The sequence below is a fragment of the Streptomyces sp. NPDC096136 genome (assembly GCF_044763325.1).
In the GTDB taxonomy this organism is placed as follows: domain Bacteria; phylum Actinomycetota; class Actinomycetes; order Streptomycetales; family Streptomycetaceae; genus Streptomyces.
On record NZ_JBIWFZ010000001.1, the window covers coordinates 174629 to 187143 of the forward strand.

The window sequence follows — 12515 nt, forward strand, 5'->3', positions numbered from 1 at the left end:
GACCCAGGCTAGCCGAGGCGGCCGCCGGCCCCCGCACGCCGCGTCATTCCGCGGAAAGGAACGGGGCAACGGCACCCCGCGGGACTACCTTGTCCCGTATGAGCAATCTCGATCGCCAGCCCGCGCTCTCCTCCTGCGGCGGCCGCGGCTTCGTCGTCGCCGAACCGGTACGGGAGCTCCTCAGCCCGCGCACGGTCAGGCTGGGGGAGTCCACCGAGGTCCGCCGACTCCTGCCGAACCTGGGCCGCCGCATGGTGGGCGCCTGGTGCTTCGTCGACCACTACGGCCCCGACGACATCGCCGACGAGCCCGGCATGCAGGTCGCGCCCCACCCCCACGCCGGCCTGCAGACCGTGAGCTGGCTGCACGAGGGCGAGGTGCTGCACCGCGACAGCGTCGGCAGCCTCGCCACGATCCGCCCGCGCGAGCTGGGCCTGATGACCTCCGGCCGGGGCATCAGCCACTCCGAGGAGAGCCCGCGCCCCCACGCCCGCTTCCTGCACGGCGCGCAGCTGTGGGTGGCCCTGCCCGACGCCCACCGCGACGTCGCCCCGCACTTCCAGCACCACGCGGACCTCCCGCAGGTCACGGCCCCCGGGCTGAACGCGACGGTCATCCTCGGCACCCTGGACACCGCGACCTCCCCGGGCACGGCGTACACCCCCATCGTCGGCGCCGACCTCGCCCTGGCCGCCGGCACCGAGACCCGCCTCCCGCTCGACCCGGACTTCGAGTACGCGGTCCTCTCCATGTCCGGCGAGGCCCACGCCGACGGCGTCCCCCTCCTCCCGGGCTCGATGCTCTACCTGGGCTGCGGTCGCACCGAACTCCCGCTGCGCGCGTCCTCGGACGCGGGCCTGATGCTGCTGGGCGGCGAGCCGTTCGAGGAGGAGATCGTCATGTTCTGGAACTGGATCGGACGGTCACACAATGATATCGCAGAGGCCCGCGAGGACTGGATGAACGGGTCGCGATTCGGTGAGGTGAAAGGCTACGACGGCCCTCCGATTCCTGCCCCGGAGCTGCCTCCCACCCACCTGAAGCCCAGGGGAAGGGTCCGCTGACCTGCTGGTTCGCGGTGGGCCTGGCTGGGTGCAGCGCTTGCATCCAGCCCTCCGTTTCTTCCTTCGCTGGAGAACCTGTGGGGCATGGCGTGGCGACGTCCGGAGCCGGTGGTCGAGTCTCACCTGTGGCAGGCTGTGACCAACTGTGGTCGGACGCATGCTGACCTTTTGCTGACTTTACTGACGAGTAGTTAGATCGGGCCTGGAGTCGTCCAGGGTCGCGGCGGAGTCGGCTCGCTGGCAAACGCCGGCACTGGCAGCCGTCACGCCGCCAGGTCCCACGGCTTCGACGGAGATCCGGCCGAGGCGCGTGATCCGTCACTGAAAGGTCTGCGCTGGTACCCGGCGGACTTGTGGATAGGCGACAACTCGCTCGGTTGCCGAGACCACCATGACGGTTTCGGACGCGTCGGCGCTTTCGCCTCGGCAAGTAGATCGGAGCACGTCATCCCTGGCTGCAGGATCGGGCGGCAGGTCGCACGTCACACCGGTGCGTAGGTAACCGGCGCGACGCCCCATACAGGCAGGAGGCTCAGGCATTCGACGGTTTGTCGGTCGACTTCCTCTCCAAGCCGTGCGCATCGCATAGCGGCAGTGAGTACCGCAGCCAGTTGTGCATCGCCGAGCTCTAGCGCGAGGGACCTCAGGGCCCGTAGCCGTGGAATGGGGTTGCTGGGGGCTTCGCGTTCCGCCCGGGTCACCTGGTCCGCGAACCACTTTCGCATCACGGCTTCGTCGATACAGGGGACTCCGTTGTGGGTCCAGAACCGCTGCATGCGGATGCTCGTCATACCGTGTCCATCGCCATTGACGTCGCCCTGGGCGAAAGGCTTGAGGCAGGACGTCGGTCCTGACAGGACGTGGAGTGTCTGTTCCCTCATCGCTCGCAAGGTGAGTGATTCGACCGTGTCCGGCATCAAGACGGCCGGTGCGGTGAGGAGGTCTGTCAGCTGCTGGGACGGAGTTGCCGCGAGCGATATCTCCCACGAGTCGTCGCGTTCAGAGATGACGACGTCCTCGCATCCCTGGAGTGTCAGCCAGGCAGCCGTCATCTCAGCAGGGCTGATACCGAGAGCCTGGTAGTCGTTGGTGTCACCGAATCCCACATCGAGCAGGGCCAGCGCATGCAGCATGCCAACGAGGCACCCCATCGAGCTTTCGCAAGCCGTCAGGATGCCGTCCGCGAGTTCCGCCCAGCCCTGATGCCCTGCACCGTTCCTCGTCTCGTATGCGACACCCTCGTCGTCAATGCGCGCCATGCGGTGTGCCTGGGCCGTGCGTAGGTTCACGTCGAACCCGTCGAGCAGTGGCGCCAACGCGTCATGGCCCCGTGCGTTCCGGATCAGGTCAGTGGCGTTGTCCTGCCGCAGTTTGTCGTACGGGCGTGATTTGTGGCCGGCTGCCACGAGGAGCGCGGTGGCAATGACTCGACCAGTTCCTTCGACCTGGCTTGCAGTGAGGTCGAGAAGGGCGCGCCCCACCTGCCGCGTGATCGTCGACGTCTGCACGGCTTGGAATGCCTGGGTGGACGAGTCGAAGAGATCGAGAAGGCTTGCCTGGACATCAGGCAGGAAGTCGGGCGCCGCCGCCAGAGCCGCGAGGAGGCCGGGGTCCGCGCCGAACACCCGAAAGCTGTCGGCGACGATGCGGCGGAAGCGGATGACATCGCCCCAGGCGCGGACTCCGGTGTCCTGGACCGCGAATTGGAGCCCTGCTCCATGACCAGGTGCTGGTTCCGTACCTGTCAATCGCCCCAGAACACCTCCCGCTGCGTTGTCCAACTGCATAATGTCGTTGGCGCCATGCCGCTGTATCGCCTGGTAGAGCAGCACCTGCAGTTGTTCCTTGGCGGTTGCCGCTCCCAGCAAACGCGTTGCCGCTTCCAGGGTCTCGCTGAGTTCCAGCAGAGTGCGGCCAGCGGCATCCAAGTGGACCTGCGCTTCTGCTGCCCGTTCTTGTGCCGCGAGCGGTGTCTCCGCTGCCATGGCGCACAGGTAGGAACGGACCATGTCTTTCATCTGCTGGATGCACACCACGAGGCCATCGATGACGGGAATCCACGGGCGCCGCCGAGGCACTGCAGTCGCGCGAGCACCTTCGTTGAGGATTGCCGTGACCGCCCGTCGAAGCAGCTCCGCTGAGTCCTCCGAACCCTTGCTCACTGCTCTGAGCGCATCAAAAAACGAAGGCAACCAGCCTTCGAGACGGAGAAGAAGCTGCTGGGCTTCGTCGAGAGCGAAGGGTGAAGCCGGCGCCGGGTGCGCGGGGTCGTTGAGGGCCCGTTGTGCGGCTTGGACCGCTCGACTGCGTGCGGCGGTGCGCTGGTCGACCTCCCAGTGCGCCGGAGACTCGCCACAGTCAGGGCAGCGCACACCACGTATTCGCTGGGCGTTGCACGTACGGCATTCGATCAAGGCGAACGACAACGAGAACCGATGGTTCGTTCCGGCCATCATGCACTCCTGGTCCATCGGCGACTAAGAGTCGCGGGCGGAGAGCAATCATCCAGCCAAAGTGGCTTGCTTGACACCACGATTCACAGCTTGATCGTCCCTGATAGCTCGACGACTACCAGCGGGACGTGTCGCCGACACCGCGGCACCGGGGGGACCCATGGGGCGTCAAATGCGGGCGACCGGGGCGACGGGGCGTTGGATGTCTTCCGGGTGGGCCGTGTGCCGCACAGCTTCCTCGTAGGCGATGGTGCCGGCCGCGACGAGGGCGTTGATGCCGGTCTCCAGGGTCTGCATGCCCTCCCGGTGGCCGGTCGAGATCATGTTGCGGATCTGGCGGGTCTTGCCCTCGCGGATCAGGTTGCGGATCGCCGACGTTCCGACCAGCACCTCGAAGGCGGCCGCCCGGCCCCCGCCGAGCCGGGGGATGAGGGTCTGGTTGAGGATGCCGACCAGGGTGTGCGCCAGTTGCAGCCGGATCTGTGGCTGCTGCTCGGCCGGGAACACGTCGACGATGCGGTCCAGCGTCTGTGACGTGTCGTTGGTGTGCAGGGTGGCGAACACCAGGTGGCCGGTCTCGGCGATGGTCAGGGCCGCGGAGATGCTCTCCGGGTCGCGCATCTCGCCGAGGAGCAGGACGTCGGGATCCTCGCGCAGGGCCGCACGCAGCGCGGCGGGGAACGAGTCCGTGTCGGTGCCGACCTCGCGCTGGCTGACCGCCGAGCGCTTGTGCTGGTGAAGGTACTCGATCGGGTCCTCGATGGTGAGGATGTGCACTGACCGGTGCGTGTTGACGTGGTCGACCAGCGCCGCCAGGCTCGTCGACTTCCCCGACCCGGTCGGCCCGGTGACCAGCACAAACCCGCGTGGCATGCCCGCCCACCCCAGGACGGCCGGGGGAAGGCCGAGCTGCTCGGACGACGGCACGTTGAAGGGGATGATCCGCAGCGCCAGCGCCGACGCGCCGCGCTGCACGAATGCGTTTCCGCGCAACCGGGCCTTCTCCCCCCAGCTGAACGCGAAATCGACCTGCTTCTCCCGGCGGAACCGTTCCGTGAGCTCCTCACCCAGCACCCCGGTCACGAGGCGGTCGACCTCCGGCTCGGTCAGCGCGGCCCCCTCAACCGGTCGCAGGGCGCCGTCGACGCGGAGAAACGGCGCAGAGCCGGAGGTGAGCAGCAGGTCGCTGCCGCCTCGCTCCCACAGCTCGTCGAGAAGGCGGTCAATGATCGCGGAGCTTGGCCCGGACACGGAGGACTCCAAGGTGGCGTGCTTGCTCATGGCAGGACCTTCCACTGCTTGACGGTGCTGGTGTGGCCGTCGAAGGACACGGCGGCCTGGACGAGCGGGCCGGACAGCAGGGCGATCCGGATGCCGGCGAGGCGCTCGGTCGCACCGCCGCTCCCGGCGGTGACGGTGCGGGTGACGGTCAGGCTCGCAAGCTGGGAGGCCCTGGTCAGGCCGCACCGCGCCAGGTCGATCTGGTCGGTTACTGGGCCGCCGGAGCCGAGACGGACCGGCACGTCGAGTGAGTTGCCGGCACCGGTGCAGGTGCTGCCAGGGAAGTCGACCGACATCTCCACTGACGTCACGTCGCCGTCCTCGTGGTGCGCCACCTGCAGGACGGCGTGGTCGAGTGGTCCGGACGTGGCCGGTGCTGGCTGGGCGTAGCCGCGGAACGTGACCGAGGCCTGGCCACCGCCAGGGATGGTGGCGTCCGTGACGTCGACGGGCGCGCCGGGAGCAGGGGGCGTGAACCCGGTGATCGCGGTGACCGACGCCGGTTTCGCGATCACGGCCGGATAGGTCGTGAACAGCACCGGCTCCGGTGGGATCCCGATGACCGGGCGGAGGTATCCGGCGGCCGGCCTGATGCCGAGGCCGATCGTCCGGGCGATGATGCCGCGGGCGACGACCTGCGAGCTGACCTGGCTCATCGACAGGTCCACAGCAGCGGTCGGTGCGTAGACGGTGCCATTGATCACCAGGCGCGTGTGAGCGGTGGTCGTGTCGGCGGCATCGGTCGACTTCAGCACCGCGCAGCGGTTGCCCTCGGTGAGGCAGCCTGACACGGGCCGGATGGACGGGGCTCGGAACACGGTGTCCAATGCGACGCCGTCCAGCTGGACGGTGGCGCCGGTACTGCCCGCGCCCAACCTCGCCGCGTAGTCGACAGCGAGCTTGGACAACTGGTCGGCCTTCGTGACCCCGCAGGCGCCGAGGTCGACTATGTCGACACCGAGCGTTCCCTTATGGGCAGGAAGGGCGTGGTTCGCGTCGCAGGCGGTACCGGTGCCGGAGACGGTCAGCGCGGTCGTGGGGGGCTCCGTCGGCGAGGGTGGTGCCGTGGTGGTGTCGTCGTCCTGGTGCGATACGCGCAGCACGACCTTGTCGATCACCGCTCCCGCCGGCAGCGGGAGCATCGCGAACGCGCCGAGACGGATCGACGCCGACGGGGTGGCCGTGGCGAGCGTCGCCGTCGAGCTGGTGGTGTCGATCGCCTCCGCGTTCTTCGGACTGAGGAATGCCGCTGAGGTGGGCGTCGCGGTGCTGGTCGCCTGAGTGGGCCGTACCGAGACTGGGGGGCGGTAGGCCAGTTCCAGGGTGATGCCATCGAGCTGATCAGTGGCGGTGGTGCTGCCGTCGCCGAGGGTGGCGGAGTAGGTCACGACCAGGCCGGTCAGCTGGGCCGGGTCGGTCAGCCTGCAGAGGGCGACCAGGTCCAGGGTGTCGGTGGCCAGGGCGCCCTGGCGCGCGGCGAGCTTCTGCGGGGCGGTGCAGGACGGGGGTACGCCGGGCCCGGTCAGGGTGACCGAGGCCGCAGGCGGCTGTCCTCCGGTCGCTCCGGGATCCTCGCGGTGCGCGACGTGCAGCAGGGCCCTGTCCAGGACGGAGCCGGAAGCCACCGCAGGGGTGTCGTAACCACCGAGGTCGATGGTGGCGGTCGGTGTCGTGACCGAGTCGAGTGTGGCGTGGGCCGTGTTGGCGCCGTCGATCGCCTGGGCGTTGGTCGCGCGGATGAACGTCGTCGACTCCGCGCTCATCGCCGGCCGTGGCGGTGGCGGGTCGTACACGACTTCGAGCCAGATGCCGTCCAGAGTGCTGCCGCCTGCGGTACCGTCCGCCTTCAGCCCGACGGTGTAGGTCGCGGCCAGACCGGTCAGCTGTGCTGGGTCGGTGATGCCGCACGCCTTCAGGTCGATGCGGTCGTCGCCCAGGCCGGCCCGCGCGGTGAGCGGCAGGTTGGCACAACGGCCGCCGCCACCCGCGGGAGTCACGTTGATGCCGGGCGCCGCCGCGTCGCCGGTCTCCTGATGGGCCACCCGCAGCACGGCAGAGTCGATCGTCGACCCCGGCGGCACGGGAGGCTGGCCGAACCCGGCCAGGGTGATCGACGCGGACGGGGCCGCCGTGGTCAGATCGGCGCCGGCCACCAGAGCTGTCGGCTGTTCGCCGATCTCCAAGGCGTTGTCGGGAGCGGTGCCCTTGGCGGCGAACCCGGTCGATGCGGTCACGGCGGTCGGCTTGAACGTGGTCGGCGTGCGGTAGGCGACCTCCATCCAGATGCCGTCCAGGCGTTCCGTGGCGGTGGTGCCGTCGGGGTCCAGGGTGGCGGCGTAGGTCACCTCCAGGCCGTTGAGCCGGGCCGGGTCGGTGAGCCCGCATGCGCCCAGGAGGTCGATCGGGGGATCTTCGGCGAGCGTCGCGTGCCGGGGCAGGTTGTCGGTGCGGCAGATGTCCCCGCCGACCGCGGCGGTGACTGCCACCGCGCCGGGGCCGGTCAGGTTGCCGGCGTCCTCGTGCCTGACATGCAGCGTCGCGCTGGTGATGACCGAGCCCGGCGGCACCTGGGGGGTGAAGCCGGCGAGCTGCATCGAGGCCGACCGGCGATTGGTCGGGTCGAGGGCGGCGTCGGCCGTGCAGCTCGCGGGGCCCGTCGGCTGCGCACATCCCGGCAGGGTCGGCCGTTCGCCACTGGTCAGGGCATGGGCCGGGTTGGTGAAGCCGGTGTTCGTGAGCACCGCTGTCGGCTTCAGCATGTGTGACGGCCTCGGCGGCTGGACCCCGAACACCGCCACCTGCTGGGTGTCCGGGGGCACCGGGGCGCACAGTTCGGCGTGCCCGCGGTCGACCTGGAACTGGCTGCCGCCGCCCATCATGACCTCGACGCCTTCGCGCCGCGTCGTGTCGCAACCGCCGGGGACGGGAATGGCCGGGCGGGTGGACGCCCCGGGATCCCAGCCCGCCTGCGTGCCGCCGACCACGCTGACCGTCGGGTCGTTGACCGTCCAGACCGCGGTGCCGCCGGTGAAGGTGAAGTCGAAGTAGTAGACACCCGGCTGTAGCCACACGACGACCCCCGGGCAGTCACCACCGGTGAGGCGCGTGAGGGCGCGGGCGTCGTCGTAGTAGCCCGGCTGCAACCTCACCAGCCAGGCACCGGGGCCGGGGCAGGCCGGCACCGTCTGCCGGACGGGGACGGCCGTTGCGGGCGGAGTGTAGTCCGGGTCGGCGCCCACGACCCTGTCGGCGGGGGCCGACGGAGTGTCGTTGGCGCAGCCGTGCGTGTATGGCGCCTGGTTCGCGGCCAGCTGGGGCTGTGACACGGCCCTGGAGCAGTCACCGACGGCGGAGACATCGCCCGACACCACCATTGAGGCGCCTGCGCCGGTGGTGACGTTCGAGTGGGAGAAGACGCTGCCCTGCACGCGCAGGCCGGGCGTGGTCACGTTGATGCCGTCGCTGGGAGTCTGGCCCAGGCTGCGTAGCGCGTCCTGCGGTTGGGTCGAGCGCGAGGCTATAGGAGACGCGTTGAGGGGGTCGCAGTGGACGATCATCTGACGGCCGTTGATCGGCGGGGCGGTGTAGGGGGCGCACGGGTTGCCCTGCGAGAAGTTCTTGATCGCGAGCTGCGTGGCACCGTCCGCGCTGTAGCTCCGCTTGCCCTGGTCGACGTACACGCTCGCCGTCTTCAGTCCCGTACCGACGAAGGACAGGACCGACACGGTGACCAGGCTGAAGACGACGACGAAGGCCAGTGCGAGGATCAGCGTCCCGCCCTCTTCGTCGTCGCGCAGGCGACGTGGATCCAGGCGGCCGGTCATGAGGCACTCGATCGTCGGACGGCGGTCAGGGTAGTCGGGGGCGCGGCGGGGTCGCTCCGCACGGTCAGCGTTACCTCCATGGACGAGGTGCACGGGTTCTCGGCACCGCAGGTCAGAGTCACTGGACGGGTCGGCGCGGCGTGGTCGAAGCGGCCCAGCAAGGTGGTGACGGTGTCTCCGTCCGTACACTTCACGCGGGTGAGGGCACCGGTCGGCTGGTCGTAGGTGTAGACGACGTCGGTGCCGGATCCGCTCAGGTGGACGATCACGCCGGTCACGCCGCATGCGGGATCGGTTGTGACCCGGAACGCGCTCTGCACATCGCCGGAGAAGTAGCGGCCCAGCGTGCCGACCGCGCTGGTGGCGGACACCCGCTTCTCGGTGTCGGCCGTGAACCGCAGTCCGAGAATGATCGCCGTGGGCAGCAGGGTCGCGATGATGCCCACGATGACGATCGTGACCAGCATCTCGGTCAGGGTGAACCCCGACTCCGAGCCCGCGGTCGGCCGTCGTTTCGTCATGACAGCATCGACTCCCGCTTGACCACCTCGAGCGTCGCGTCCCTGACAGGGCGTGGGCCGGTCGAGCGCACGGTGAGCGTCACCTTCTGCACTCCGGTATCGGCCGTCGGGCAGGACCGGCCGAACGCGCCCACCCCGTCCCAGTACTCGATCTCGACGGCCACGGTGTACCCGGTCGGCGGCGTCGGAGTCTCGTAACCACGGGCGCAGGACACGTACGGGGCACTGACGACCTTCTCGGCGGCGCTGCGGATGACCGCGTCGGCGCCGGTCACCTGCTGTTGCTTGGCCGAGCTGATGATCGCGGTGCCCATGCCCCCGAGGATGGCCACGAAGGCGACGCCGATGAGCACCACGGCCACGAGGACCTCGACCAGGGTCTCGCCCTCTTCGCCGCGCCGGCGCCGCGGGCGACGGACCGGGCCGGTCACGGGACGTCGACCTGGTTGTAGACGCCGTAGATCGCCGAGAGGAGGGCGACGGCCACGAATCCCACGACGACCCCGACCATGACCACCACGGCCGGTTCGAACAAGCTGGTCAGCCGCTTGAGCTTGTGCTGCAGCTCCTTCTCGTAGAACTCCGACACGTTGTCGAGCTGGTCGTCGAGGGTCCCGGTCTCTTCCCCGACACGCATCATCTGGGTGACCGCCCCGGGGAACAGCTTGGTGCGGGCCATGGGCCCGGAGATGCCGCCGCCTTCAAGCATCTCCTTCTGGGCCGTCCCGATGGACCGTTCGTACACCAGGTTGTTGGCACCCGAGGAGGCCAGGCTGAGCGCCTCCGGGATGGGCACACCGGCCTTGATCATCGAGGTGAGGATGCGGCAGAACCGTTCGATGACCATGAAGCGGACCACGTCGCCGAGCACCGGCATCGCCAGCAGGAAGCGGTCGCGCAGTGCCCGTCCCCGCTCGGTTCGCAAACCGGCGATCAGTGCCACGACGAGTGCGACGAGCACACCGGCGATGACCGGATACCAGGCTGTGACGAAGTCCGTGAAGCCCAGCAGGATCCGGGTCGGCAGCGGCAGCTCCGCGTTGAAGGACTCGAAGAACAGCTTGAAGCGGGGCAGCACGAAGATGACGAGGACGAGGACGACGGCGATAGCCAGGACCATCACCAGGCTCGGATACGTCAGGGAGGAGCGGATATTGCGCCGGGCCTCGACGTCGCGCTCGATGTAGCGGCCCAACTGGGCCATGACGACGTCGAGCTCACCGGTCGCCTCCGCCGAGCGGAGGACGGAGATGTAGAACGGGGGGAGCGCCTTGGTGTGGACGGCCATCGCGCCCGCGAAGCTCTCGCCGAACCGCAGCGAGTCCATGACGTCGACGAGCACCTTGGCCAGCTTCTTGTCCTTGGTCTCGGCGCGGATGATCTCCAGGGCGTCCAGGATGGGCACTCCAGCCTTGATGAAGGCGGCCATCTGGCGGGAGAAGTTGCTCAGCTCGACCAGGTTCACCTTCTCCGCGGTCAGTTCGAGCTGGAGCAGGTTGCGGCCCGCGTCCTTCACCGACTGCACGTCGTAGCCCTGCCGGGACAGGCTGTCGGTCACGCCGTCGACACTGGAGCCGGTGAGTACGCCGGTGACCTGCTTCCCGTCGGGGCCGACCGCGACGTACTTGAAGCTGGCCATGCCTGTACCTTCCTGGTTTCTGGTGTCGGGGTTTCGCGTCGTGAGGGTGTGGGTGCCGCGTGCAGCGGGCCGGGCACTAGACCACGTACACGCTGGACATGATCTCGGCGATGGTCGTGGTCCCCTCTTCCACGAGACGGACGCCTCCGTCCAGGAGGCTGTCCATGCCCTGCTCGCGGGCGGCCTTGCGGAGGCTTCCGATCGACGCCTTCTCGACGAGCAGCCGCTTGACCGCGTCGCTCATCACGAGCAGTTCGAAGACGCCGATCCGCTCCTGGTAGCCGGTCCGGGAGCAGAAGTTGCAGCCCCGGCCCTGCCAGAACTCGGTGTCGGTCGACCCGCCGGCCTTTGCGAAGAAGGCCAGTTCGTCCACGCCCGGTTGGTACGGCTCGCGGCACTGGTCGCAGATCCGCCGCACCAGGCGCTGGCTGACCACGCCGGAGACGGTCGAGGTGATGAGGAACGGCTCGATGCCCATGTCGGTGAACCGGTGCAGCGCGGAGCAGGCGTCGGCGGCGTGGATGGAGGACAGTACGAAGTGGCCGGTGAGGGCGGACTCGACCGCGATCCGTGCCGTCTCGGCGTCCCGGATCTCGCCGACCAGGATGACGTCGGGGTCCTGCCGGAGGATCGAGCGCAGCCCGGTCGCGAACGTGATGCCCGCCTGGTCGTTGATCTGGATCTGGTTGACCGACGGGAACACGTACTCCACCGGGTCTTCGATGGTGGTGATGTTGCGCTCGCTCTGGTTCAGCTCACCGAGCGTGGCGTACAGGGTCGTCGTCTTGCCGCTGCCGGTCGGCCCGCCGCAGGCGACCATGCCGTGGGGGGAGCGCAGCAGGGACGAGAACCGTTCGTAGGTCGCTGCGGGCATGCCGAGGTCGGCCAGGCGGAGCAGTACGCGGTTGCTGTCGAGCAGCCGCAGCACCGCCTTCTCACCCCAGATGGTGGGGGTGGTCGCGACCCGGATGTCGACCGACCTGCCGTCGATCTCGGTGGCGATCTGCCCGTCCTGTGGGCGCCGCCGGTCGACGATGTTCATGTTGGCCATGATCTTGATCCGGCTGACCACGGCCGGGCCCATGTTCTCCGGAAGGCTCAGCACGTCGTGCAGTGCCCCATCGATGCGGTACCGGACCCGGACCCGGTCGCCGTGCGGTTCGACGTGGATGTCCGACGCCCGGTCGCGCAGGCCCTGGGTCAGCATGAGGTTGACCAGGTGAACGACCGGCGCGTCCTCGCTCACCACCCTGGCCCCGGAAGCGGCGCTGCGGCCGGTCTCGGTCGCCTCGAAAGCCTCGACCAGGCTGCTGACGCCGGCCAGCGCCCGGTAGGCGCTGTCGATCGAGCGCCGGATGTCAGAGGGAGCTGCGATCGCCACCTGCACCCGGTCCGGTGCGACGGCCCGGCCGACCTCGTCGAGCACGCGCGGGTCTCCCGGGTCGCCCGCCGCGATCAGCAGCGTGCCCTCGGACCGCCGCACCGCGACGACGCCGAGGGAGCGGGCCAGCGCCTCCGGCACACGAGCGGCGGCCTCGGGATCGGGTTCGCTCTGGCGCAGGTCGGCGACGGGGACCTCCAACTGGACCGAGAGCGCCTCGATCAGCGACCGCTCCTCGACCATGCCGAGTTCGACCAGCAGCACGCCGAGTCGCTTGCCCGAGGCCGACTGCTGCAGAAGCGTCTCGTCCACCTGCGCCGGGGTGAGTAGTCCGCGCTGCACCAACAGTTCA

8 protein-coding genes are annotated in these 12515 nt (G+C 69.1%); 1 reads left to right on the plus strand and 7 read right to left on the minus strand.

The annotated features are described in order from the left end of the window. The first annotated feature begins 98 nt into the window (after window positions 1-98). Window positions 99-1064 carry a pirin family protein gene (locus ACIRBY_RS00755; protein WP_403893997.1) on the plus strand — a complete coding sequence of 322 codons (966 nt, stop codon included), beginning with the start codon at window positions 99-101 and terminating at the stop codon, window positions 1062-1064. A gap of 482 nt (window positions 1065-1546) precedes the next feature. On the opposite strand, the gene ACIRBY_RS00760 is transcribed toward ACIRBY_RS00755, so the two are convergent. The 7 genes from ACIRBY_RS00760 to ACIRBY_RS00790 form a co-directional block, all read right to left on the minus strand. Then, window positions 1547-3517 carry a hypothetical protein gene (locus ACIRBY_RS00760; RefSeq protein WP_403894000.1) on the minus strand — a complete coding sequence of 657 codons (1971 nt, stop codon included), beginning with the start codon at window positions 3515-3517 and terminating at the stop codon, window positions 1547-1549. Window positions 3518-3685: 168 nt separating this feature from the next. After that, a complete protein-coding gene (locus tag ACIRBY_RS00765) occupies window positions 3686-4798 on the minus strand; it encodes a type IV pilus twitching motility protein PilT (RefSeq protein WP_403894002.1) in 1113 nt (370 codons plus the stop codon). Next, window positions 4795-8622 carry a hypothetical protein gene (locus tag ACIRBY_RS00770; protein ID WP_403894005.1) on the minus strand — a complete coding sequence of 1276 codons (3828 nt, stop codon included), beginning with the start codon at window positions 8620-8622 and terminating at the stop codon, window positions 4795-4797. The genes ACIRBY_RS00765 and ACIRBY_RS00770 overlap by 4 nt, the downstream gene beginning before the upstream one ends. Beyond that, a complete protein-coding gene (locus tag ACIRBY_RS00775) occupies window positions 8619-9143 on the minus strand; it encodes a type II secretion system protein (RefSeq protein ID WP_403894008.1) in 525 nt (174 codons plus the stop codon). The genes ACIRBY_RS00770 and ACIRBY_RS00775 overlap by 4 nt, the downstream gene beginning before the upstream one ends. Continuing rightward, window positions 9140-9574, minus strand: a complete 435-nt coding sequence (locus tag ACIRBY_RS00780) for a prepilin-type N-terminal cleavage/methylation domain-containing protein (protein ID WP_403894011.1) — start codon at window positions 9572-9574, stop codon at window positions 9140-9142. The genes ACIRBY_RS00775 and ACIRBY_RS00780 overlap by 4 nt, the downstream gene beginning before the upstream one ends. After that, a complete protein-coding gene (locus tag ACIRBY_RS00785) occupies window positions 9571-10782 on the minus strand; it encodes a type II secretion system F family protein (protein ID WP_403894014.1) in 1212 nt (403 codons plus the stop codon). The genes ACIRBY_RS00780 and ACIRBY_RS00785 overlap by 4 nt, the downstream gene beginning before the upstream one ends. A gap of 76 nt (window positions 10783-10858) precedes the next feature. Continuing rightward, a complete protein-coding gene (locus ACIRBY_RS00790; RefSeq protein ID WP_403894016.1) occupies window positions 10859-12475 on the minus strand; it encodes a GspE/PulE family protein in 1617 nt (538 codons plus the stop codon). Between the last annotated feature and the right edge of the window lie 40 nt (window positions 12476-12515).

Excerpts from the sequence above, each read along its gene's own strand:
- ACIRBY_RS00755 (WP_403893997.1), top strand. The coding sequence starts at position 99 with ATGAGCAATCTCGATCGCCAGCCCGCGCTCTCCTCCTGCGGCGGCCGC.
- ACIRBY_RS00760 (WP_403894000.1), bottom strand. The coding sequence starts at position 3,517 with ATGGCCGGAACGAACCATCGGTTCTCGTTGTCGTTCGCCTTGATCGAA.
- ACIRBY_RS00765 (WP_403894002.1), bottom strand. The coding sequence starts at position 4,798 with ATGAGCAAGCACGCCACCTTGGAGTCCTCCGTGTCCGGGCCAAGCTCC.
- ACIRBY_RS00770 (WP_403894005.1), bottom strand. The coding sequence starts at position 8,622 with ATGACCGGCCGCCTGGATCCACGTCGCCTGCGCGACGACGAAGAGGGC.
- ACIRBY_RS00775 (WP_403894008.1), bottom strand. The coding sequence starts at position 9,143 with ATGACGAAACGACGGCCGACCGCGGGCTCGGAGTCGGGGTTCACCCTG.
- ACIRBY_RS00785 (WP_403894014.1), bottom strand. The coding sequence starts at position 10,782 with ATGGCCAGCTTCAAGTACGTCGCGGTCGGCCCCGACGGGAAGCAGGTC.